General features: G+C 75.2%; 18 protein-coding genes, 1 other RNA gene and 1 pseudogene. 9 read left to right on the top strand and 11 right to left on the bottom strand.

Features of this window, described 5'->3' with window-relative positions; all coding sequences use genetic code 11:
- Positions 1-128: 128 nt before the first annotated feature.
- Positions 129-1,751: an alkaline phosphatase D family protein gene (locus ACSUPT_RS07640; protein WP_436943820.1), complete on the bottom strand. Its 1,623-nt coding sequence runs from the start codon at positions 1,749-1,751 to the stop codon at positions 129-131.
- A gap of 97 nt (positions 1,752-1,848) precedes the next feature.
- On the opposite strand from ACSUPT_RS07640, the pseudogene ACSUPT_RS07645 reads away from it, so the two are divergent.
- Together ACSUPT_RS07645 and ACSUPT_RS07650 are read left to right on the top strand one after the other, a co-directional pair.
- Positions 1,849-2,618 (top strand): annotated as a pseudogene (locus ACSUPT_RS07645) (SDR family oxidoreductase).
- A gap of 247 nt (positions 2,619-2,865) precedes the next feature.
- Positions 2,866-3,867 carry a PhzF family phenazine biosynthesis protein gene (locus ACSUPT_RS07650; protein WP_436943822.1) on the top strand — a complete coding sequence of 334 codons (1,002 nt, stop codon included), beginning with the start codon at positions 2,866-2,868 and terminating at the stop codon, positions 3,865-3,867.
- Positions 3,868-3,876: 9 nt separating this feature from the next.
- On the opposite strand, the gene ACSUPT_RS07655 is transcribed toward ACSUPT_RS07650, so the two are convergent.
- Positions 3,877-4,599 carry a hypothetical protein gene (locus tag ACSUPT_RS07655; RefSeq protein WP_436943824.1) on the bottom strand — a complete coding sequence of 241 codons (723 nt, stop codon included), beginning with the start codon at positions 4,597-4,599 and terminating at the stop codon, positions 3,877-3,879.
- Between the two features lie 135 nt (positions 4,600-4,734).
- Between ACSUPT_RS07655 and ACSUPT_RS07660 the strand changes: the two genes are divergently transcribed.
- Complete coding sequence (locus ACSUPT_RS07660; protein WP_436943826.1) at positions 4,735-4,962, top strand: hypothetical protein; 228 nt, start codon at positions 4,735-4,737, stop codon at positions 4,960-4,962.
- A 118-nt stretch (positions 4,963-5,080) separates the two neighbouring features.
- Here the strand turns inward: ACSUPT_RS07660 and ACSUPT_RS07665 are convergent, their stop codons facing one another.
- Positions 5,081-5,629 carry a hypothetical protein gene (locus ACSUPT_RS07665; RefSeq protein ID WP_436943827.1) on the bottom strand — a complete coding sequence of 183 codons (549 nt, stop codon included), beginning with the start codon at positions 5,627-5,629 and terminating at the stop codon, positions 5,081-5,083.
- Between the two features lie 203 nt (positions 5,630-5,832).
- Here ACSUPT_RS07665 and ACSUPT_RS07670 point away from each other — a divergent pair, with 203 nt between their 5' ends.
- Positions 5,833-8,253: a hypothetical protein gene (locus ACSUPT_RS07670; protein WP_436943828.1), complete on the top strand. Its 2,421-nt coding sequence runs from the start codon at positions 5,833-5,835 to the stop codon at positions 8,251-8,253.
- Positions 8,254-8,681: 428 nt separating this feature from the next.
- Here the strand turns inward: ACSUPT_RS07670 and rnpB are convergent.
- Positions 8,682-9,081, bottom strand: an RNA gene (gene rnpB, locus ACSUPT_RS07675) — RNase P RNA component class A.
- A 76-nt stretch (positions 9,082-9,157) separates the two neighbouring features.
- Between rnpB and ACSUPT_RS07680 the strand changes: the two genes are divergently transcribed.
- Both ACSUPT_RS07680 and ACSUPT_RS07685 read left to right on the top strand, forming a co-directional pair.
- Positions 9,158-10,000 carry a MerR family transcriptional regulator gene (locus ACSUPT_RS07680; RefSeq protein WP_399217240.1) on the top strand — a complete coding sequence of 281 codons (843 nt, stop codon included), beginning with the start codon at positions 9,158-9,160 and terminating at the stop codon, positions 9,998-10,000.
- Positions 9,997-10,815, top strand: a complete 819-nt coding sequence (locus ACSUPT_RS07685) for a hypothetical protein (RefSeq protein ID WP_399217239.1) — start codon at positions 9,997-9,999, stop codon at positions 10,813-10,815. Before ACSUPT_RS07680 ends, ACSUPT_RS07685 begins: the two co-directional genes overlap by 4 nt.
- On the opposite strand, the gene ACSUPT_RS07690 is transcribed toward ACSUPT_RS07685, so the two are convergent.
- Positions 10,766-12,208 carry an RNB domain-containing ribonuclease gene (locus tag ACSUPT_RS07690; protein WP_365725461.1) on the bottom strand — a complete coding sequence of 481 codons (1,443 nt, stop codon included), beginning with the start codon at positions 12,206-12,208 and terminating at the stop codon, positions 10,766-10,768. The two genes, ACSUPT_RS07685 and ACSUPT_RS07690, sit on opposite strands and share 50 nt — an antisense overlap.
- A gap of 194 nt (positions 12,209-12,402) precedes the next feature.
- Between ACSUPT_RS07690 and yaaA the strand changes: the two genes are divergently transcribed.
- The gene (yaaA, locus tag ACSUPT_RS07695; protein WP_436943829.1) at positions 12,403-13,185 is read left to right on the top strand and encodes a peroxide stress protein YaaA; all 783 of its coding nucleotides are present in this window, start codon (positions 12,403-12,405) and stop codon (positions 13,183-13,185) included.
- Between the two features lie 40 nt (positions 13,186-13,225).
- Here yaaA and ACSUPT_RS07700 read toward each other — a convergent pair whose 3' ends face one another.
- The 4 genes from ACSUPT_RS07700 to ACSUPT_RS07715 form a co-directional block, all read right to left on the bottom strand.
- Positions 13,226-14,725 carry a bifunctional RNase H/acid phosphatase gene (locus ACSUPT_RS07700; protein ID WP_436943831.1) on the bottom strand — a complete coding sequence of 500 codons (1,500 nt, stop codon included), beginning with the start codon at positions 14,723-14,725 and terminating at the stop codon, positions 13,226-13,228.
- Complete coding sequence (locus ACSUPT_RS07705) at positions 14,725-15,468, bottom strand: zinc ribbon domain-containing protein (protein ID WP_351967390.1); 744 nt, start codon at positions 15,466-15,468, stop codon at positions 14,725-14,727. Before ACSUPT_RS07705 ends, ACSUPT_RS07700 begins: the two co-directional genes overlap by 1 nt.
- Positions 15,465-16,304 carry a Nif3-like dinuclear metal center hexameric protein gene (locus ACSUPT_RS07710; protein ID WP_351967360.1) on the bottom strand — a complete coding sequence of 280 codons (840 nt, stop codon included), beginning with the start codon at positions 16,302-16,304 and terminating at the stop codon, positions 15,465-15,467. Before ACSUPT_RS07710 ends, ACSUPT_RS07705 begins: the two co-directional genes overlap by 4 nt.
- A 403-nt stretch (positions 16,305-16,707) precedes the next feature.
- The gene (locus ACSUPT_RS07715) at positions 16,708-17,751 is read right to left on the bottom strand and encodes an ABC transporter substrate-binding protein (RefSeq protein ID WP_436943833.1); all 1,044 of its coding nucleotides are present in this window, start codon (positions 17,749-17,751) and stop codon (positions 16,708-16,710) included.
- 248 nt (positions 17,752-17,999) lie between these two features.
- On the opposite strand from ACSUPT_RS07715, the gene ACSUPT_RS07720 reads away from it, so the two are divergent.
- Both ACSUPT_RS07720 and ACSUPT_RS07725 read left to right on the top strand, forming a co-directional pair.
- Positions 18,000-19,367 (top strand): hypothetical protein, encoded by a 1,368-nt coding sequence (locus tag ACSUPT_RS07720; protein ID WP_403501547.1) that lies wholly within the window; start codon positions 18,000-18,002, stop codon positions 19,365-19,367.
- Between the two features lie 49 nt (positions 19,368-19,416).
- Positions 19,417-19,578, top strand: a complete 162-nt coding sequence (locus tag ACSUPT_RS07725; RefSeq protein WP_351967363.1) for a hypothetical protein — start codon at positions 19,417-19,419, stop codon at positions 19,576-19,578.
- A gap of 166 nt (positions 19,579-19,744) precedes the next feature.
- Here ACSUPT_RS07725 and ACSUPT_RS07730 read toward each other — a convergent pair whose 3' ends face one another.
- Positions 19,745-20,608 (bottom strand): MaoC family dehydratase, encoded by an 864-nt coding sequence (locus ACSUPT_RS07730; protein ID WP_351967364.1) that lies wholly within the window; start codon positions 20,606-20,608, stop codon positions 19,745-19,747.
- A 114-nt stretch (positions 20,609-20,722) separates the two neighbouring features.
- Positions 20,723-22,204, bottom strand: a complete 1,482-nt coding sequence (locus ACSUPT_RS07735; protein WP_399217232.1) for a DHA2 family efflux MFS transporter permease subunit — start codon at positions 22,202-22,204, stop codon at positions 20,723-20,725.
- Between the last annotated feature and the right edge of the window lie 278 nt (positions 22,205-22,482).

Consider the following 22,482-nt stretch of genomic DNA (forward strand, 5'->3'; position numbering starts at 1 on the left):
GGGAGGGCGGCGCGGGGCGGGGCGGGGTCGCGGGGATGCCGGCCGCGGGGAGGGCGGGCGCGGGGCCGTGGCGATGCCGGCCGGGAGGGCGGGGGCGGGGCCGCCGCCCTCCCGGCGGCTCGTACCGGCTACGCCTCCCGGAGGCCGGGGTCGCCGGCCTCCGTGACGAAGGAGGCGGCCGTGGTGACGGGTGCGCCGGGGGTGGTGACCGCGCTCACCGTGCGGTAGTCGGCGCGGGCCCGCCGCTCGTCGAAGGTGACGCGGAGGTAGCCGCGCCGCCCGTTGTAGTAGCGCATGTGCGGGTTGGCGGTGGTCAGGTCGGTCCAGTTGGCGGGCCGGTCGGCGCCGTCCTTGCCGCTGCTGATGGACGTGGCGACGAGCTCGGTGCCGATGGTCCGCGAGTCCGGGTCGTCGAAGTCGGCCTTCAGGTCCAGGGCGTAGCCGACGTGGACGTCTCCGGTCAGGACGACCAGGTTCTCCACGCCCGCGGCCGCCGCCCCGTCGAGGAGGCGGGCGCGGGCCGCGGGGTAGCCGTCCCAGGCGTCCATGGACACCTTGAAGTCCGGGCGGGGCACGTTGCGCCGCTGGGCGAGGACGACCTGCTGCGGGACGACGTTCCACAGGGTGTCCGAGGCGCGCCAGCCGTCGAGGAGCCAGCGCTCCTGCTCGGCGCCGAGCATGGTGCGCGACGGGTCCGCGGAGTCGGGGCCCGGCACGCGCCAGCCGTCGCCGTACGCCTGGTCGGAGCGGTACTGGCGGGTGTCCAGCACGTCGAACTGGGCGAGCCGCCCGAACCGCAGCCGCCGGTACACCCGCATGTCCGGGCCGCTCGGCCGCTGCGGCAGGCGCAGCGGCTGGTTCTCCCAGTACGCGCGGTACGCGGCGGCGCGGCGCAGCAGGAACTCCTCGGGCGGCACGTCGTTCTCCGGGGTGCCGCCCGCGTAGTTGTTCTCCGTCTCGTGGTCGTCCCAGGTGACGACGAACGGGTGCGCGGCGTGCGCGGCGCGCAGGTCCGGGTCGGTCTTGTAGAGCGCGTACCGGAGGCGGTAGTCCTCCAGCGTGACCGTCTCGCGGTTGAAGTGGGCGGGCAGGCGGCGGTCGGTGTAGGCGCGGGCGCCGCCGGTGGCGCTGACGGCGTACTCGTACAGGTAGTCCCCGAGGTGGACGACGGCCGTCAGGTCCGGCTCGTCGGCGAGGTGGCGGTACGCGGTGAAGTAGCCGTCGTGGTAGGCCTGGCAGGACACCGCGGCGATGCGCAGCTCGGCCGGGCGGGCGCCGGGGTCCGGGGCGGTGCGGGTGCGGCCGGCGGGGCTGGTCCAGGTGCCGGTGCGGAAGCGGTAGTGGTAGACGCGGCCGGGCTGGAGGTGGGCGACCTCGACGTGGACAGTGTGGTCGAACTCGGGGTGCGCGGTGGTGCGGCCGCGCCGGACGACGCGGCGGAACCGCTCGTCGTGGGCGATCTCCCAGTGGACGGGGACGCGCTCCGGGGGCAGGCCGCCGCCGGGCTCGTAGGGGCGGGGCGCGAGGCGCGTCCACAGCAGGACGGATGTGGGGTGCGGGTCGCCGGAGGCCACGCCGAGCGTGAAGGGGTCCTCGGTGACGCGGCGTTCGTCGAGTTCGGCGGCCTGGGCGGCGCCCGCGGCGGGGATGCCGACGGCGAAGGCGAGCGCGGCGGCCGCACCCGTGCCGAGGAGGCCCCGTCTGCCGAAGTGGCGGGCCGCTGCGCGGAGTTCGGAGGTGTCGGACGTCATGGGCGGGAGTACACCGCGTGGGATTGTCCGGGACACAACATCCGCATGGCGGGCGCGTGAGGTCCAGGTGCCGGACCGTCCCGTACGCTGCGCGCCCATGGACGCTGTGCGGAGGATCGCGGTGGTGACCGGGGCCGGTTCGGGGATCGGCCGGAGTGTGGCGGTGGCGCTGGCGGGGGCCGGCTGGTCGCTCGCCCTGGCGGGGCGGCGCGCCGATGCCCTGGAGGAGACGGCGGAGCTGGTCCGCGCGGCGCCCGGGCCGGCGGGCGGCGCCCTGTGCGTGCCGACGGACGTGACGTCGCCGCGGGAGGTCGCGGCGCTGTTCACCGCCGTGCGGGAGGCGTACGGGCGGGTGGACCTGCTGTTCAACAACGCGGGCTCGTTCGCCGGGGGCGGCACGCCCGTCGAGGACCTGGACCCGGAGACCTGGCGGCAGGTGGTGGACGTCAATCTGACCGGGGCGTTCCTGTGCGCGCAGGCGGCGTACCGGCAGATGAAGGAGCAGTCGCCGCGCGGCGGGCGCATCATCAACAACGGTTCGGTCTCGGCGCACGTGCCGCGCCCGCACTCGGTGGCGTACACGGCGACGAAGCACGCGGTCACGGGCCTGACCAGGTCGCTGGCGCTGGACGGGCGGGCGCACGGCATCGCGTGCGGGCAGATTGACATCGGCAACGCGGCGACGGAGATGACCCGCCGCATGGAGGAGGGCATCCTGCAAGCCAACGGCACGCTGGCCCCGAGCCGGTGATGGACGCGGCGGACGTGGCGCGGACGGTGGTCCACATGGCGTCGCTGCCGCTGGAGGCGAACATTCCGTTCGTGACGGTGATGGCGACGGGGATGCCGTACCTGGGACGGGGCTGAGGGGCCCTCCCGGGCCGGGTGGCGCACGGCGGGGGGGGGCGGCGCGAGGGCGCGGGCCGCGCGAGGGCGCGGGGCGGCGCGAGGGCGCGGGGCGGCGCGAGGGCGCGGGGCGGCGCGAGGGCGCGGGGCGGCGCGAGGGCGCGGGGCGGCGCGAGGGCGCGGGGCGGCGCGAGGGCGCGGGGCGGCGCGGGCGCGGGGCTATTCCGGCCCGGGAACAAGAGGCGGGCGTACGGGGGTTGTGCCTCCCATGACGCACACCGAGCCCACGCCCCGGCCCCAGTCCCCCGCCTCCCCGGACTCCCCCTCCGCCCCGGCCCCGGACTCCCCGGCTCCGGAGGTCCTCCACTACACGGCGTTCTCGGCGGACCCGGAGGGCGGGAACCCGGCCGGGGTGGTCCTGGACGCGTCCGGGATGAGCGACGCGCAGATGCTGGCGGTCGCGGCGGAGGTCGGCTACAGCGAGAGCGCGTTCCTGACGGCCCCGCCGGAGGGCCTGGGCGGCGCGGAGGGCCTGGGCGGCGGCGCGGAGGGCCTGGGCGGCGGCGCGGAGGGCCTGGGCGGCGGCGCGGAGGGCCGCGCGTTCACGGTGCGGTACTTCAGCCCGGTCGCGGAGGTGCCGTTCTGCGGGCACGCCACGATCGCGGCGGCCGTGGCGCTGGGCGAGCGGATCGGGCCGGGCGAGCTGCTGTTCGCGACGCGGGCGGGCACGGTGCCCGTGTCGGTGGCGGTGGAGGACGGGGCGCCGCGCGCGACGCTGACCAGCGTGGAGCCGTACGTCGAGGAGGCCGCCGCCGAGGACGTGGCGGAGGCGCTGGCGGCGCTGGACTGGCCGGCGGAGGACCTGGACCCGGCGCTGCCGCCGCGCGTCGCGTTCGCGGGCGCCCGGCACCTGGTGCTGGCGGCGGCGTCGCGGGAGCGGCTGGCGGAGCTGCGGTACGACTTCGAGCGGCTGAAGGCGCTGATGCTGCGGCTGGACCTGACGACGGTGCAGTTGGTGTGGCGCGCGTCGGAGACGGTGTTCCACGTGCGGGACCCGTTCCCGGTGGGCGGGGTGGTGGAGGACCCGGCGACGGGCGCGGCGGCGGCCGCCTTCGGCGCGTACGCCCGCGAGCTGGGCCTGGTCCCGGAGGCGTCGGTGCTCACCCTGCACCAGGGCGAGGACCTGGGCCGCCCGGCGGAACTGACGGTCGAGCTGCGCACGGCCGACCCGCGCGTACGCGTCTCGGGCACGGGCGCGCGGATGCGGTAGCCGGGCGGGTCACATGACGGGGCGGTGGGCGGCGGCGTACTCGTCGGCGACGCCGAAGACGCTCGCGCACCGGGGGCACTCGGCCCGCCCGAAGAGATGGGCGATCCCGTCGGCGAGGGCGCCCTGCCCGTCGCGTACGGCGGTCGCGTGCATCCACCGCCCGGTTCCGTACAGCGTCCCGTGCGTCGCGGGCCTCAGGGGGCGCAGGTCCACGTCGCCCCGATGCCAGTCCCGGATGGCCGAGTACCGCCCGTGGACGCCGATGGCGATGGTCACGTCGGTGGCGCAGTGCGGGCAGGCGACCTCGTAGAAGTCATCGGAGAAGTCCCCGAGGACGGCGCTCCAGTGGTACGCGCCCCGCACGGCGAGCAGGTCGAGAAAGGCCGGCAGGTAGGCGGAGGGCCGGGCCGCGAGGTGCCGGTCCAGCACGTCGCCCAGCTCCGCGACCGCCCCGGAGCAGCGCGCGAACAGGTCGTCGCAGCCGTGCGGCCCGGCGGCGCACCGCACGACGGCCCCGGCGAGCCCGCGCGCCCGCGCGCCGCGCGGGGCGAGCGCCACCAGACGGGGCAGCGCGGCGAAGGACGCCGGGAACACCATCGAGCCCTCCAGCACGAGCCGTCGGCCCAACTCATCCCAGGCGTCGGCATCCTCCCCCCGCGCGACCCGCTCCAGCAGTTCGGGAACGCGCCGGGTCTCCCCGTAACAGTCGTACGCCTCGGACCAGTTCACCACGGCGGCCATTCAACACGGCGGGCGGCGCGCGCCCGATTTCCGGTGGACTCCCACGCCGCCATACGGCAAGGTATGGAGGGCCGCCATACGCAAGGGTATGGAGGTCTACACCATGTCGCGAACGGGGGCAGACGCGTGGACTGGAAGGAAAAGAAGGAGCTGGAGAAGGCCATCGCCAAGGGCATCCAGAAGGCCGAACGCGAACGCCTCCGCAAATCCTCGACGGGCGGCGGGGGCGGAGGCGGAGGCAACAGCGGCGGAGGCGGTGGGGGCGGCGGAGGCGGGGGCGGCGTGGGATGCAGCCCGGGCGGGCTGCTGGCCCTGGCCGTCATCGCCTTCCTGATCTACTGGCTGGTCTTCTGACGCGCTGTCCGCCATGACGTCTCGGCACGTGGCAGTGCGCGTCGGCGGGCCGAGGGCTCGGGCGCCGGACCCCCGAGCGGGGGTCCCAGCCGCCGGCAGCCTCCGGCTCCACGCCGTCCTAGCCCCCCTCGCCGTCCGACTCCTCCCCGTCCTCCCCGTCCTCCTCGTCCTCCTCGTCGAAGGGGTCGGCGTAGAGGGACGGCAGCGTGTCCTCGACCGGATCGCCGACCTCGTCCTCGGTGAGGGCGATCCGGCGGAGCATGTTCAGCGGGTACACGTAGCTCTCCGGGTCGTCGGGGGCGCCGACGCAGGGGTGGTCGAGGGCGGAGGTCTCCCCGGCCGCGCCGAAGAACGGTTCGAGCTCCCCGCTGACGATGTCGGGGATGTACTTCCACACCATCTCCCGGTGGCGGCGGAACACCTCCCCGACGTACCAGATCGCGCCCTGGAAGAAGGGCGTCATGCGCCGGTCGGTGATCTCCTCCATGGTGTCCGCGGACTCCCGGACCAGCGCGTCGAGGACCGCGAGGGACGCCGGGGTGAAGTCCAGGGCGTCCGCGTGGGAGGTCTGTTCGGCCCACCTCTCGTGGGCGTCCCGGCGTTCGTCCAGCCACCTGAGCAGGTCGGGGTGCCGGGTCGCGTCGTACGTCTCGTCAGGGTCGGTCATGCGGTCGACGGTAGTGGACACCGCCGGCGGTCCCGCTCCGGCGCCGCCGGGACGACACCCCACGCGCCAACAATCCCTTGCTTACGGGGCGTTGGGGTCCTCTAGTGTGTGGGCCGACGGGCGGCGAAAAGCTGACACGGGGGCCCCGCCAGCCGCTCGCCCGCACAGCCCAGGTCCCGTGGCCCCCACGACGAGGGACACGCATGAGAACACAGACGCCCATTCGTACCCGGCTCCGGCGACGCCTGGCCTCCTGCCTCGCGGTCGTCTCGGCGGCCGGGATGGTGCTCGTCGGCCTTCCCGCCACCGCCACCGCGGCGCCCGGCGACTACGCCAAGGTCACGTCCGGCGGGCGGTGCGACAAGATGCACCTCGGCAAGACGTTCCCCCGTACCCCGAACGACTCCGGAGCCCCCACCGGCCGGCACCACTGGACCAGGAGCGGCCCGGACGAGGAGTACTACTTCAACCTCGAGTTCAAGGGCTTCGAGAACGTCCCCGCGCCGACCCGCGCCGACCTGAAGCTCGTCGGCAACACCGACGCCGACGTCAGGAAGTGGGACGCCGCCTACCGGGCGTCGAAGGACCCCGAGGACATGAAGCGCGCCATCTGGGCCCGCTACGCCCGCTACCTCCAGGGCAAGCCGTCCCCGAAGCCGTTCGCGAAGTGGGTGCCGCAGCACCTCATCGGCGCCCAGCACTCGCGGGAGAAGGGCGGCGTCTTCGAGCGGAAGACCGTCCAGGACTTCAAACTCATCGGCCCCGACTGGCTGTGTGAGGTGAAGGTCGAGATCTTCGACAAGGACGGCAACAAGATCGCCTCCCGCCGGTACGACGCGTACAACCAGCGCACCGGCGACCTGGGCGAGTTCAAGGCCGACGGCATACGGAAGTCGGAGCAGTTCAAGAACGACAAGGTCATCCTCCGCCACAAGGACGCGAAGTACGACTTCACGAAGTCGAACCTCACCATGTACGCCGGGGAGAAGCCCAACCGCGCCACCACCAGGGAGTACCAGGCGGAGAACAGCAAGCTCCGCGCCGAGCGGGGCGTGGGCAACAACCCGATCCGGATCGCGGAGCGGCGGGCCACGGCGAAGCCGCTGTGGCCGCAGACGAAGTACACCAAGACGTACCCGCTGTTCAATCCGCGACCCAACACCGGCACCCAGGGCCCGATCAACTCCCTCGCCCACGAGTCCGGGAAGACCCCCGCGGAGGCGCGGCAGATCCAGAACCAGCACAACCAGATGAACACCCGCGGAGCCCTCGGCCGCGGCCCCGGCGGCGTCGACTTCTCCACCCTGGAGCTCCAGTACGTCGGCACCCCCGTCAAGGGCAGGGGACTGGACTACAGCATGAAGGCCGACTTCATGCCCGACGAGGACAACGACCCCGGCTGGGGCGGCCAGGCGAAGCTCGAAATGGCCTCCGACGCCCTGTTCACCTGGCTGGCCCTCACCCCGGACCGGCAGTGGGTGAACCTCAACCCGGACCAGCCGGACAAGATCATGGACGAGGGCTTCGGGAAGACCGACGCCGGACGTGTCCTCCTCGAAGCCGACATGGAGATGAAGCGGGACTTCTCCCGCGCCATGGACCCGAAGAAGTCCCCCGGCAGGGAGTTCATGAACGCCGCGCCCAAGGTGGACGGCGTGCCGTGCTGGGGCTCCGGGCGCAACTGGATCGTGCCCGGCCCGGCGAAGGTCCGCGAGCAGGACGGCGGCATCTACATCCTCGACGCGCCGCTGAAGGTCAACCACGCGGCGATGGACTTCGACACCCCGGTGAACGGGGAGGACTGCTCGAAGAAGCTCACCGCGGCCGAGAAGGAGCGCAGCCACCAGCTGATCACGCACTACCTCGTGCCGCACGTCGAGAAGCAGATCAACACCGAGAAGAAGTACGCCGACCTGCGCCGCGTCTACAAGTCCCGTGTGGCCGCCGAGTGGATCCGGCAGCAGGACGCCAGGAAGGCCACCGACTTCCGGCCCATCATCGACAGCAACGACCTCAGGCGCTGGCCGCTGCGCGGCGAGAACGCCGACTGGGACAAGCGCACCGTGTGGGAGGAGATGGTGGAGTCCTTCACCAAGGGCGACTTCACCTACGAATGGCCCCTCGGTGACGGACGCGTCTACACCTTCTTCGTGGGCGGCGTCGACTTCTCCAAGGCCCCCAAGCGCAACATCACCGCAGCGGAGTTCCAGGTACGGCACCGGGACCTTCCGCAGACCACGAAGGACAGCGTGCGGGCGCAGACCTCCGCGCGGGACGCCGACGTGGCCTTCCTCGGCGGGAGCGACACCCCGGACAGCGGCGGTGGGCAGCCCATCCCGACTCCCACGCCGACGCCCACCCCCACGCCGAGCCCCTCGGGCACGGTGAAGCCGACGCCGAGCGACACCCCGTCGACTCCGGCGCCGGACCCCACCACGCCGGGCCCCGGCAACAGCGGCACGCCTGCCCTGCCCCCGGCGAAGGACCCGCAGGGCGGCCTCGCCGACACGGGATCGGACACCCCGGTCGGCCTGATCGCCGCGCTCGCGGCCGTCGCCGTAGCGGCCGGCGGAGCCCTGACCTGGTGGACGCGCCGCCGCAAGGCGGACACCGGCACCAGCTGAGCCTGATCCCCGACCGGCACGGACACGACGGGGCCCCCTCCCCGCACCACGGGGAGGGGGCCTCGCCGTCCGTCGTCCGCTCGGTGCCGCCGCCCGCGCTCCGGTCGGGTGAGCGGCAGCGAGGAGCCTCACACGGGCGCCCCGCCCCGCCCCACCGGGCATGCGCCCCGGCTCGCGTGCGGTTACGCGGGAAGCGCCGGGAACAGGACCACCGAGCCTTCGGCCACGGCCCCTGCTGTCGGCCCGCGAGGAGCCACCCGCGCCCGGTCCGGGAGCAGCCTACGTCCGACGCGATCGGCGGGCGGCCGTCCCGCCCGGATCACCGGATCGCCCGATCACAGGGGCCCGCACGCCGGGCACCGGGTTCCGGTCGCGCGCGTCCTGCGGACACAAGGGGGGCGCGGGAAGCCGCGGGGGGGGGAGAGCGGCAGACGAGTCGGGCTGTACGCCGGGTTCTGTTCCCCGGGACCTCGCGGTCGTCGGGGTGACGGCCATCCATCTAGGACCGGCGTTGCCGCCGGCCTCGTGCGGTCTACCCGCGGACTCGGGCGGGCAGCCCTCGAACGTCCGCGCAGAAACACCGGGGTGTTTCCTTTTGACCTTGCTCCGGGTGGGGTTTACCGAGCCGCCTGGGTCACCCCAGGCGCTGGTGGTCTCTTACACCACCGTTTCACCCTTACCGAGGGCCGAGGCCCCCGGCGGTCTGCTTTCTGTGGCACTGTCCCGCGGGTCACCCCGGGTGGGCGTTACCCACCACCCTGCCCTGTGGAGCCCGGACGTTCCTCGGGAGGACCTCGAAGGTCCCCACGCGGCCGTCCGCCCGGCTCGTCTGCCGTGCCGACCATGGTACCCGCCCCGCCGCCGCCCTTGACCTTGTCGCGACGTCAACGTTTCTACTGGGCGCATGAGGATCGGAGAGATCGCCCGGCTCGCCGGGGTCAGTACGCGCGCCGTACGCCACTACCACCGCATCGGGCTGCTGCCCGAGCCGCCCCGGCTCGCCAACGGCTACCGCGAGTACGCCCTGCGGGACGCCGTCCTGCTGGTGCGCGTACGGCGGCTGACCGAGCTGGGGCTCTCCCTGGACGAGGTGCGCGACGTGCTCGCCGACGACGCCGGGCGCGAGCTCGTCGAGGTGCTGGAGGAGCTCGACGCCGACCTGGCCCGGCAGGAGGCCGACGTCCGGGCCCGCCGGGAGCGGCTCGCCGCGCTGCTCGCCCAGGCCCGCGACGGGCTGCTGCCCGCCGAGGGCCCCGTCTCGCCCGAGCTCGCCGCGCTCTTCGCCGACATGGCCCGCGTCAGCGCCGGGCTCGGGCGGCCCGAGCCCCGGATGGCCGCGCTCGACCGGGAACTGCTCGCCCTCATGGACTCCTCGTTCACCGACGAGGACGGGACCCGGATGGTCGCCGCCATGCGGGACGCCATCGCCACCCCCGAGGCGATGGCGCGCGCCTACGACCTGTACGCCCGGCTCGACGAGCTCGCCGACGCCCCCGCGGACGACCCCCGTGTGGCGCCCGCCGTCTCCCTGCTGCTGGAGCTGCTGCCCGACGAGGTCGTCCGGCAGATCCGGCGCGCCGACCCCGACGCGTGGGCCGACGGCCGCGGGTTCGAAAGCGCGTTCCTCGCCGAGTTCTCGCCCGCCCAGGCCGAGGTCGTACGGCGCGCCATGCGCCTCGCCGCCGCCCCGGAGACCGGGCCGGACACGCGGGGCGAGGGCGCCGAGCGGGCGGAGGACGGGCGGTGAGGCGGGTGCTGAAGGCCGTGGGGTACGCCGCGCTGCCCGCCGAGGTCCTCCTCGTCGTCTGCCTCGCCGCCGGGCTCGCCGTCCCCGCGCCCCTCCTGTACGCCGTCGAGCTGCTGGCCGTCACCGCCGTGCTGCTGGGCGTCCTCGTCTACCGACGGGCCCGCAGCGCCGGCCTCCCGCCCGTCCGGGCCCTGTACGAGGTGGTGCCCGAGCCGGTCGTCCGGCTCGTCCGGCACGAGCTGGGCCTCCTCGTGAGCCTCGTGCGGTGGGCCGGGCGCCGGCGCCACGGGATACGCGACGGGGTGGAGGCGTTCGGGCACGCCCGCGACCAGGCGGCCATCATGTACGGCTTCGCCTTCGTGTGCGCCGTCGAGACGGTCGGCGTCCATCTGCTGCTGCGCGACGCTCCCGCGATCGCCCGGGTCATGCTCCTGCTCGACGTGTACAGCGTCCTCTTCGTGCTGGGCCTGCACGCCGCGTCCGTCACGCGGCCGCACCTCCTGGAGGACGGGCGGGTGCTGCGGCTGCGGCAGGGCTGCCACACGGACCTCGCCGTACCGCTCGACGCCATCGCCTCCGTACGGCACGCCCCGCTGTTCACCCACGAGAAGGCCGAGGGGGAGCTGAACCTCCAGGTCGGCGGGCAGACGTCGGTCACCCTGGAGCTCGCCTCACCCGTCGAGGCGGTCGGCCTGCTCGGCAAGCGGCGCGAGGTGCGGACCGTACGGTTCCACGCCGACGACCCGAAGGCGCTGCTGGCCGCGGTCAGGCGGGTACGAACAGCGCCTTCTCCCGCCCCGGGTACGCCTGTGTGAGCCGTACGTCCAGCCGCTCCCCCAGCGGCAGGGGCGTCCCCGCGCCCTCCAGGCGGGCCACCACCGCCGGGGCTTCCAGGTGCACGGTGCCCGTCGCCGGGTCGTCGTCGCGCACGTCCACGACGGTCCCGGTGAACACCTCGCCCACCCGGTCCATCAGCAGCGCCGACTCCACGATGTCCACGCATTCCCGCTCCACCCGGTTCGCGCGCCGCGTGCCGTCCGCCATCTCCCGCGGCAGCGCGCCCAGCGCCGCCCGCACCCACCCGGGCGGCTCGCGGCCCTCCACGGCGGCGACGCACAGCTCGCCCGCGTACCGGTCGACCAGGCGCCGCAGCGGCGCGGTGCAGTGCGTGTACTCGTCGGCGACGGCCGCGTGCACGGCCGGGTCGGGCAGATTGCCGTCCGTGAACACCGTGTACCCGGCGCCCCGCAGCAGCGTCGTGCAGTCCTGCAGGAACGCCGCGTGCCGCGGCAGGCGCGGGTCCAGGGTGCGCACGAGCGCCGCGTACGACACATGGTGCGGCCAGTCGATGCCGAGCGCCTGCGCGGACCGCCGCAGCCGGGCGACGGCGCCGTCCGGGGCGGTCGGCAGGGTGCGCAGGATGCCCGTCCCGGCGGCGGTCATCAGGTCCGCCGCGGCCATGCCGGTGAGCAGGGAGACCTGCGCGTTCCACGCGTCGGCGGGGCGCGGGGCGCGGTACACCAGCTCGTACGAGCCGTCCACCTCGACGATCTCCTGCTCGGGCACGTTCAGGGAGATCCCGCCCCGCTCGGCCTCCAGCTCCTCGCGGAGCCGGCCGATGTCGCGCAGCAGGGCGACGGGCTCCTCCGCGGTGCCCGCGTCGATCTGCTGCTGCACGGTCGCGTAGTCGAGGCGGGCGCGGCTGCGGACCATCGTGCGGCGGACCTCGGTGGCGACCCGCCGCCCGTACGCGTCCAGGTCGATCCGCCACAGCAGCGCGGGCACCGCGTCGCCGGGCAGCAGGCTCGCGGCGCCCTCCGACAGGACGGGCGGGTGGAGCGGGACGCGGCCGTCGGGGAAGTACAGGGTCAGCACCCGGCGGTGCGCCTCCGCGTCGACCGCGCCGGACGGGGCGACGAACGCGGACACGTCGGCGATGGCGTAGTGCACCCGGTACCCGCCGTCGGCGCGGCGCGCCAGGTGCATCGCCTGGTCCAGGTCGACCGAGCCGGGCGGGTCGATGGTGAACAGCGGCAGGTCGGTGTCGTCGCGCCCGGGCAGGCGCGGCGACTTCGCGGCGGCCTCCGCCTCGGCGAGCACGTCGGGCGGGAAGGCCCCGGGGATGTCCGGTTGGTTCCGCAGCGCGCGCAGGGCGGTCCGCAGGGGGGCCTCGGCGGCGCCGGTCACATGAAGCTGGCGGCGGGGCATACGCCGAGCGTAGGACGCGTGCGGCCGTGCGGCATGTCGGGCGGGGGGAGAGAACGGAAGGCCGAGGGAGGCGGGCGCGGGCGGCGGGCGGCGGCGGGGAGGACCGGTGCGGGGCCCGGACGGGGCGGCGGGTTTGTAGGGTTGCTGGTCGGGGCCGCAACCCCCGCCGCCGTCCGTACGTGAGGAGAACCGCCGTGCTCGTCCTGTTGCCGCCCTCGGAGGGCAAGGCCGCCTCGGGGCGCGGGGCGCCGCTGAAGCCGGAGGCCCTGTCGCTGCCCGGGCTGGCCGGGGCGCGGGCCGCCGTGCTCGCGGAGCTGGTCGAGCTGTGCGCCGCCGACGAGGAGAAGGCGCGGGAGGTCCTGGGGCTCAGCGAGGGCCTGCGGGGCGAGGTCGCGAAGAACGCCGCGCTGCTGACCGCCGGGGCCCGCCCGGCCGGCGAGGTGTACACGGGCGTCCTGTACGACGCGCTGGGCCTGGCCACGCTCGACGCGGCGGCACGGAAGCGGGCGCGGGCGTCGCTGCTGGTGTTCTCCGGGCTGTGGGGCGCGGTACGGGTCGACGACCGCATCCCGTCGTACCGCTGCTCGATGGGCGTGAAGCTGCCGGGGCTGGGGGCGCTCGGCGCGTACTGGCGCGGGCCCATGGGCGAGGTGATGCCCGAGGCCGCCGGGGACGGGCTGGTGCTGGACCTGCGGTCGGCGGCGTACGCGGCGGCGTGGAAGCCGAAGGGCGAGGTGGCCGGGCGCACGGCGACGGTGCGGGTGCTGCACGCGCCGACCCGCAAGGTGGTCAGCCACTTCAACAAGGCTACCAAGGGCCGGATCGTACGGGCCCTGCTGGAGGCGGGCGCGGCTCCCGGCACGCCCGCCGAGCTCGTGGAGGCCCTGCGCGACCTCGGCCACACCGTGGAGTGCGAGCCGCCGCGGCGGGCGGGCACGGCGTGGTCGCTGGACGTGCTGGTCGACCAGGTCCACTGAGGCCGCGGGAGGGTGCCGCCGCGCGGCGGCACCCGGAGGGTCAGCGCAGGTGCGACGTGTCGTTGAGGAGCCGCACCGAGGCGTTGCCGTCCCGGTAGTAGGCCACGGCCGACAGGGACGCGGCGGACAGCTCCATGCGGAACAGCGCCTCGGGCGGGGCGCCCAGCGCGAGGCGGACCAGCGTCTTGATGGGCGTCACATGGGTCACCAGCAGGACGGTGCGGCCCGCGTGGCGCTCCGTCAGCCGGTCGCGGGCGGCGGCCACCCGGCGGGAGACGGCCGCGAAGGACTCGCCGCCCGTGGGCGCGGCCTTCGGGGAGGCCAGCCACGCGTTCAGGTCGTCCGGGTAGCGCTCCTGGACCTCCGCGAAGGTCAGGCCCTCCCACGCGCCGAAGTCCGCCTCGCGCAGCCCGTCGTCGATCCGTACGTCGAGGCCGAGGCGTTCGGCGACGGTGAGCGCGGTCTGGCGGCAGCGCAGCAGCGGCGAGGAGACGATCTCCTGGACGGTGCCGCGCGCGGCGAGCGCGGCGGCGACGGCGTCGGCCTGGCGGCGTCCGGCGGCCGACAGTTCGGGGTCGCTGCCGCCGCTGCCGGAGAACCGCTTCTCGGGCGTGAGCGCGGTCTCCCCGTGCCGGAGCAGGACGAAGGTGGCGGGCGCGCCGAGGTCCGCGGGCGCGGCCCAGCCCCGGGACGGGGTGGCGGGCGTCGCCGCGGAGCCGTCGCCCCCGGTGGGCGCCGGCGCGGTCGCGTCCGGGCGGGGCGCGTCGGCGGGGCGCGGGGCGTCGAGGGCGCGGTCGGCCGTGCCGGGGCGGGGGCCGGGGGCGGCCGCACCCGTGGCGGAGGAGGCGGCCGCGCTGGTCGCGGCGGTGCCCGTCGGAGCCGTACCGGTGGCGGGCGTGCCCGTCGAAGCCGTACCGGGCGCGGGCGTGCCGGTGGAGGCCGTGGCCGCGAGGGCCGCGCGGGCCCTGGCCGCGCCTGCCGCCGCGTCGCCCACGACCCGGGGCCCGCCCTCGGTGTCGCCCGTCACACGCCCCCTGCCCGTCGCCTCTCCGGCGACGCGGGCCGCGCCCGCGTCCAGGGCGGCGCGCGACGTGGACGGCTGCCACTGGCGGCCCTGGCGGCCCGCGTCCATCGCCTCGTTGGCCAGCCGGTCGGCGTGCTTGTTGCGCTCGCGCGGGATCCACTCGTACGTGACCTGCCCCGGCGGGTAGATCCGGGCGGCCTCGGCGGCGAGCGGCTTCATGTCCGGGTGCTTGATCTTCCAGCGCCCGGACATCTGCTCCACGACCAGCTTGGAGTCCATGCGGACCCGCACCGACGCGTCCGGCGCCAGTTCGCGGGCGGCGCGCAGCCCGGCGAGGAGGCCCTTGTACTCGGCGACGTTGTTGGTGGCCACGCCGATGTACTCGGCCGCCTCCGCCAGGGCCTCGCCCGTCACCGGGTCCAGCACCACCGCGCCGTACCCGGCGGGGCCCGGATTGCCCCGGGAGCCGCCGTCGGCCTCCACGATCAGCTCGCGCACCCCCGCAGCACCGCTCATTACAGGCCGGACTCCGAGGTGCGGACGAGGATGCGGCGGCAGTTCTCGCACCGTACGACCGCGTCGGCCGGGGCGGAGCGGACGTCGTTGACCTCGGTGATGTTGAGCTCGATGTGGCAGCCCTCGCAGCGGCGCTGGTACAGGCGGGCCGCGCCCACACCGCCCTGCTGGCCGCGGATCTTCTCGTACAGCTTCATCAGGTCCGCCGGCACGGAACCGGCCACCAGCTCGCGCTCCTTGGCGACGGCGGCCGCCTCGGCGTCCAGCTCCTCCTGCGCGCGGTCGCGGCGGGCGGTCGCGTCGTCCACCTTGGCCTGGACGGAGGCGACGCGCTCGGTCAGCTCGCCCACCCGCTCCTGCGCGGACTCGCGGCGCTCCATGACCTCCAGGACGACGTCCTCCAGGTCGCCCTGGCGCTTGGACAGGGAGACGATCTCCTTCTGGAGGTTCTCCAGGTCCTTCGGGGAGGTGATGGCGCCCGAGTCGAGGCGCTGCTGGTCGCGGACGGCGCGCTGGCGGACCTGGTCGACGTCCTGCTCCGCCTTCTTCTGCTCGCGGGCGCAGTCGCTCTCCTCCGTCTGCGCGGCGACGAGCAGGTCCCGCAGCTGGGTCAGGTCCTTGGTCAGGGACTCGATCTCGGCGTGCTCGGGCAGGCTGCGGCGCTTGTGGGCGAGCTGCGACAGGCGGGTGTCGAGGGCCTGGACGTCGAGGAGGCGGATCTGGTCGGCGGGCGCGGCGTTCAGTTGGGGGCTCCAGGAGAGGTGTGGTGAGCGGAAGAGGACGTGTGGTGGGCGGCCCACGGGTCGGTGACCGTCTTCGAGACGTGCACCCGCAGGTTCCAGCCGTGGCGGTCGGAGATCTCGTCGAGCTGGGAGGCGGCCAGTTCGCACCAGGGCCATTCGGTGGCCCAGTGGGCCGCGTCGACGAGGCCGAGCGGGGAGTGCTGGGTGGCCTCGGAGGCCGGGTGGTGGCGCAGGTCGGCGGTGAGGAACGCGTCGACGCCCGCCGCGCGCACGGCGTCGAACAGGCTGTCGCCCGAGCCTCCGCTGACGGCGACCCGGCGGACCGTCGCGTCGGGGTCGCCGGCGACGCGGATGCCCTGCGCGGTGGCGGGCAGCCGCCGGGCGGCGCGGTCGGCGAAGTCGCGGAGGGTCTCCGGCGGGTCGAGCTCGCAGATCCGGCCGAGGCCGTTCTCCGGTACGAGGGGGCCGAGCACGCGCAGGCCGAGGGCGCCGGCGAGGGCGTCGGACACGCCGGGGTCGGCGGTGTCAGCGTTGGTGTGCGCGACGTGCAGGGCGATGTCGTGCTTGATGAGGGTGTGCACGACGCGGCCCTTGAAGTGGGAGGCCGCGACGGTCGTCGTACCGCGCAGGTAGAGGGGGTGGTGGGTGACGACGAGCTGGGCGCCGAGGCGGATGGCCTCCTCGGCGATCTCCTGGACCGGGTCGACGGCGAAGAGCACGCGGTCGATCTCGGCGTCGGGGTCGCCGCAGACGGTGCCGACGGCGTCCCACTGCTCGGCCCGCTCGGGGGGCCAGAGGGCGTCGAGCTCGGCGAGGACTTCGGTAAGGCGTGGCACGGGCACAAGGCTACCCGCAACGCCGCCACCCCCTCCCAGGGCCCGAGCCCCCCTCGAACGCCGACCTCCTGGACCCGAGCCCCAGCCCCCTGAGCCCCGGCTCCCGGCCCGAGCCCCCGGTGAGCCCCGGCCTCCGGGACCTGAGCGGCACGGGCCCCGCCCCGTTGTGCCCGCCAGGCGCCGAACCGGGGCCCGCCCCTGTTGAGCGGTAGGCGCGCTGTACCGGGCCCCGCCCCGTTGTGGCCCTGGGGTCCCAGGCCCCGGAGTTCCAGGGGCCGAGGCCCAGAGGGTTCAGCGACCCGGGGGGCCCGGAGGCCCAGGAGGTCAAGGGACCCGGAGGCCGGGAGGCCCTGGGGGTCCGAGGGTCCAGGGGGCAAGGGCACCTGGTGGGGGCGGGGGGTGGTTACTTGACCAGGTGGGTGCGGAGGTCGTCGAGGACCCGGTCCGCCGCCGTGACACCCAGGCCGAGGTACCACGTCTCGTCCGGGACGTCGACCGCCTGACCGGACTTGACGGCCTTGAGGTTCTTCCACAGCGGGTTGGCCTCGGCGGTGTCGCGCTTGGTCTTCTTCACGTCGCCGTACACGCCCGTGAAGATCCAGTCCGCGTCGGCCGCGTCGATGTTCTCCGGGCTGACCTCGGTGGCCAGGTCGTCGATCTGCTGGTTCGCGGGCCGCGGCAGCCCCGCGTCGTCCAGGATCACGCCGATGAAGGAGGCGCGGGCGTACAGGCGGATGCGGTCCGGCAGGTAGCGGACCATCGAGATCGTCGGCTTGTCGGCGCCGATGTCCGCGCCGAGCTTCTTCGCCTTCGCCTCGTACGCGGCGAGCTTCGCCTTGGCCTCGGCGGTCTTGTCGAGCGCGGCGGCGTTGAGGAGGTAGTTCTCCTTCCACGTGAAGCCGGGGCGCAGCGAGAAGACCGTCGGGGCGATCTTCGACAGCTCCTTGTACTTGTCGGCGGCGCGCAGCTGGCTGCCGAGGATGAGGTCCGGCTTCAGACCGGCGATGGCCTCCAGGTTGAGGCTGTTGATGGAGCCGACGCTCTTGGGGCTGCCGCCGTCCTCGGCGAGGTAGCTCGGCAGGTCCGGGTCGCCCTCGGCGGGGGCGTAGCCGACGGGCTTGATGCCGAGGGAGACGACGTTGTCGAGCTCGCCGACGTCGAGGACGACGACCCGCTTCGGCGCGGCCTTGATCTCCGTCTTGCCCATGGCGTGGGTGACGGTGCGCGGGAACTGGCCCGGCTTGGCGTCGGTGCCGAGCGCCGCGGTCTTGGCGCGGGCGTCCCCGAAGTCCTGGCCGCCCTGGGCGACGGACTTCTTGTCGGCGGCGCCGGGCTTGGCGTCCGGAGCGTCCTTGTCCTGGGTTCCGCAGGCCGCGAGGGACAGCGCGGCGGCGAGGGCGATGACGGCGGCGGTGCCGCGTCGGCGTCGTACGGACCGTACGGACATGGTGGCTCCTGAAGGGACAGGGGACGGGGACGGCCCCGCGGAACCCGGACCGTGGAGCGTGGACCATGGACCGTGAAATTCCGCTTAGGGTCGCCTTACCTTACTCGCCACCTGTTTCAGGCCAGCACACCGCCCCCCTTCCCCTCAGGCGAACCGGGTGAGGGCCACCCTTATGTGTGAAGCGCGGCGGCTCGTGCCGTTCGGGCGGAATGGCGAAAACTAGCGTCGGGGCCCGGAGGTGACGAGCCATGACAGCCTGTGCCATCGAGACCGCCGCCGGAAACGGAATCCGGGAGACCACCCGTGACGGCGCCCGGGACACCGCCCGCGCGGACGCCGCCGGGTCCGGGCCCGTGTCCGCGTCCCGGTACGGGTCCGGGTTCGCGATCGCGGCGGACGGCTCCTACGCGGCCCGGCTCGCCGGCGAGGGGGAGGCGCTGTACCCCGAGCGGTGGACGCTCGACGGGCCCGAGCCGTACGCCGTTCCGCTGCCGCTCGGGCAGCCGGAGGACCCGCACGCCCAGCTGCTGCCGCTCGCGGACGGGCGGGTGCTGATCGCGCGGCGGGTGGCGGAGCGCCAGATGTTCTCGCTGCTGTACCCGACCGGTCCGGAGACCGGTGAGCTGCCGCTGGGAGCGGTCGCTGCGGAATCGGTCCTGCTGCTGCCGCCCGCGCCGGACGGGAGGTGCGCGTACGCCCTGGTGCCGGGCGGGCGTTCGACGGGCGTCTGGCGGGTGGCGGGTGGCGCGGCGGGGCCGGAGCACGTCGCCGAGGTGCCGGGCCGCTGCTCGGGCGGGGTGTGGCTGGACCGGGAGGGGCGGTTGCTCGCCCTGGACCGGGAGGCCGACGGCGGGCCCGTGAAGACCGTCGCGGTGGACCTGCGGCGCGGCGGGGAGGTCACGCCGCTGCTCCAGATCACGGAGGACAGCCGTGACCGGCTGCTCCTGGCGGACCTGGACAGCGGGTTGCTGCTGATCGGTTCCGACGCCCCGTCACCGGGCCGGGAGCGGCTGGGCTGGGGCGTGCTGGGCAGTACGCGGCCGGTGCGGTTCCCCGAGTGCCTGCGGTCGGCGGACGCGGTGCTGACGCCGTTCGCGGTGCAGCCGGGGCAGGTGCTGACCCCGGAGGCGTGCGCGGTGGCGCTGCGGGTGGACGGGGCGGCCGGGAGCTGGGTCGGGGTGTGGCGGCCCGCGGCGGGCCGGCTGCTGCAACTTCCCGCGCCGGAGGGCTGGTTCGCGGGCGCCGGGCTGTGGTCGCGGGAGGGCGTGCTGTCGCTGCCGTACGCGAACGCCTCGGTGCCGTGCGGGCTGGCCCGGATCGAGGGCGCGGCGGACGCGCTCGTACGGGAGGCCGCGGGCCCCCTGCGGGACGCGCCGGGCCCCGTGCGGGAGGTCCGCGGTCCCCTGCCCGGCACCGGTGCGCGGACGCCCTCGCGGGAGCCGGGGCCCGGGGCCGCGGGAGCGCCGGCGGCCGCGCCCGTACGGGACGGGGCGGCGGCCCCCGGGCCGGGTGAACCCGCAGGTGGGAGCGCGGACGGCGGCGCGGTTCCGGGCGGTGCGCGCCGGCCGGTGCCGTTGCAGCAGGCACCGCTCACGGGGCGCGCGGTGCCCGGTTAGACTCACGGGCCGCACGACAACAGCGATCATTACGGGGTGACTTCACCACATGTCTGAAGCCAGCACCGACACGACCCAGGCGACGCGGGCGCACGGGGACGCCGGCGGCTCCGGAAAGCACCGCGGGGGCCCGGCGGCGTCGGAGGACACGTCGGCGCAGCCGCACGGCCGGCACCGCAGGGAGTCCGGCCAGGGCGGTGGCGCGGCGTAACGTCCGCCGACCGAAGGCGAGTCGAGAAGAGGGCCGTCCCGGAGCCTGCCGGGGCGGCCCTCGGCGTTCCCGCCGGCCCTCGGCGCTTCCGGCGGCCCTCGGCGCTCCCGCCGGCCCTCGGCGTTCCCGCCGGCCCCGGCGTTCCCGGCGGGCCGCGGAAGGCCGGTCAGGGCGCCGCCGCACCGGAGACGGCGCCGGTGAGGACGGGCGCGTCGCCCCGTCCGGGCGCGGTGACGGTGACGTGCACGTCCCCGCCGTCCTCCCACAGGTGGAAGCGCAGGGTGTCGCCGGGGAACACCGGCCCGGTGAAGCGGGCGCCGTACGAGCGGACGCGGCCGACGTCCCCGCCGAGCGCCGTGTCGACGACCGCCTTGAGGGTCATCCCGTAGGTGCACAGGCCGTGCAGGACGGGCCGGTCGAACCCGGCGCGCGCGGCGAACTCCGGGTCGGCGTGCAGGGGGTTGCGGTCGCCGCACAGCCGGTACAGCAGCGCCTGGTCCTCCCGTACGGGGCGCTCCACGATCCGGTCGGGTACGCGCTCCGGTGCGCCCTCCGGCACGCCCGAGGGGCCGCGTCCGCCGCCGAAGCCGCCCTCGCCGCGTACGTGGAGGTCCGCCTCCGTCGTCCACAGGGGTCCGTCGTCGTCGGCGGTCTCGCAGCGCAGGACGAGCAGGGCGGCCCCGCCCTTGTCGTACACGGCGGTGACGCGGGACGTGGCGGTCGCGTCGCCGCGCGGCGGGACCGGGCGGTGGACGGCGAGCCGGTGGCCGGCGTGGAGGACGGCGGCCAGGTCCACGTCGACGCCCGGCACGGTCAGCGCGGCGAGGACGCCGGGCCCGCCGCCCGCGACGGTCGCGAACGCCGGCAGGACGTGGAGCCGGGACTCCAGGGTGTAGCGCAGTTCGGCGGGGTCGGCGGCGGGGACGCCCGCGCCGATCCCGAGGTGGTAGAGCCGGACGTCCGCGTCGTCCCAGCTCAGGTGCCGCGTCCGGGGCGCGGCGCCCAGAACCCTCGGTACGTCGATGGGCATGGTCGGCTCGCTCCTCGTCGCGGCGGGGGTACGGCTCCGGGCCCGGCCTGTATAGCGCGGCCGCCGCCCGCGCGGAAGGACGCCCGGCGCGCGGCGGGCGGGACGGCCCGTGCGTCAGGCCCGGTCGGCGCGGGGCGCGTCGCTCGTCGCGGTGGTCGCGGCGGTCACCGGGCGGGGCAGCCACAGCAGCATCAGCGCGGCCGCCACGAGGAGGATGCCCGCGCCGGTGCGGAAGGCGAGGGCGTACCCGGCGGTGAGAGCCTCCGGAGTGGTGGCCCCGGCCGCGCCCGACGCGGCGACCGTGGACAGGACGGCCAGGCCGACGGCGCCGCCCATGGTGCGGGAGGTGTTGACGAGCCCCGAGACGAGGCCCGCGTCGCCGGGCGCCGCGCCGGACGTGGCCATCGAGGCGAGCGGGGTCAGGACCAGTCCGACGCCGGTCATCATCAGGATGCCGGGCCCCAGCACGTCCGTCAGGTAGGCGCCGTCCACGTCCATCAGGGACTGCCAGGCGAAGCCGGTCGCCGTGGTGAGCGCGCCGCCGACGGCGAGCCGCCGGGCGCCGAGCAGCGGCATCAGGCGGGGCGACAGCTTGGAGCCGACGACGACCGCGGCGGAGCTGGGCATCAGGGCGGCCCCGGCGGCCAGCGGACCGTAGCCGAGGATGTTCTGCGCGTACAGCGTCATGAAGAACCAGGACGAGAACGTCGCCGAACCGATGACGAACAGGGTGACGTTCGCCGCCGAGACGGCCCGCGCCCGGAACACCTTCAGCGGCATGAGCGGTTCGCGGGTGCGGGACTCGACGGCCACGAAGGCGGCCAGCAGCACCAGTCCGCCGACGAGGGGCACCAGGGTCGCCGGGTCGGCCCAGCCGGACTGCTCGGTCTGCACGACGCCGTACGCGAACGTCGCCAGGCCCGTGGTGACGAGGACCGCGCCGGGCAGGTCGAGCCGGCGCCCCGCTCCCGTGCGGGACTCGCGCACCCACAGGGCGCCCGCGATCAGGACGAGCGCGCCGACCGGGACGTTGATCAGCAGGACCCAGCGCCAGTCGAGCAGCTCGGTGAGCAGGCCGCCGACGAGGCCGCCCGCCGCGCCGCCGCCCGCGCCGACCGCCGCCCACGTGCCGATGGCCCGCGTCCTGGCGGGGCCCTCCGGTACGGCGCTGGTGACGATGGTCAGCGTCGCGGGCGACAGCACGGCGCCGCCGAGGCCCTGCACGGCCCGCGCGGCGAGCAACTGCCAGCCCTCCTGCGCCAGTCCGCCCGCGACGGACGCCAGCGTGAACACGGCCAGGCCCACCAGGAACATCCGCTTCCGCCCGAACAGGTCCGCGGCCCGCCCGCCGAGCAGCATGAACCCGGAGAAGGCTATGGAGTAGGCGTTCACCACCCACTGCAGCGCCAGCGCGGACATGCCGAGGTCGGCGCGCATCGACGGCAGCGCGACGTTCACGACGGACACGTCCAGGACGACGAGGAACGTGCCGGCGCAGGCGGCGAGGATCACCGCCCAGGGGCGGTCGGGGAGTTGGGGATCGGCGGCGGTCTTCGTCGGGGTGGTTCCGGTACGGGGCTGGGCCATGACCGTCATGGTCGCAGGTGGGCGGCGCCCCGTACATCCCGATAACGGGGTACGGGACGTGGGCCCGCGGACTTAGGTCCTGCCTCCTGGTTCGTCTCGGGCCGCCGCGGAGCCGGCACGCGCACCCTGCGGTGTTGTCGTCGGTCGCCCACGTCCCACGGCCGTCGCCGAAGGCGGGGTCGGGCGGATCCACACGACAGGCGCCAGGGACCGGGGTGCCGTCGGAGGGTGGCGGGGGGTGGGGGACGATGGCTCTCCGCTTGTCCGCACGGCGCGGCCGTACGGCG

This window comes from Streptomyces sp. SudanB25_2051 (assembly GCF_964272635.1).
Classification (GTDB): Bacteria; Actinomycetota; Actinomycetes; order Streptomycetales; family Streptomycetaceae; genus Streptomyces.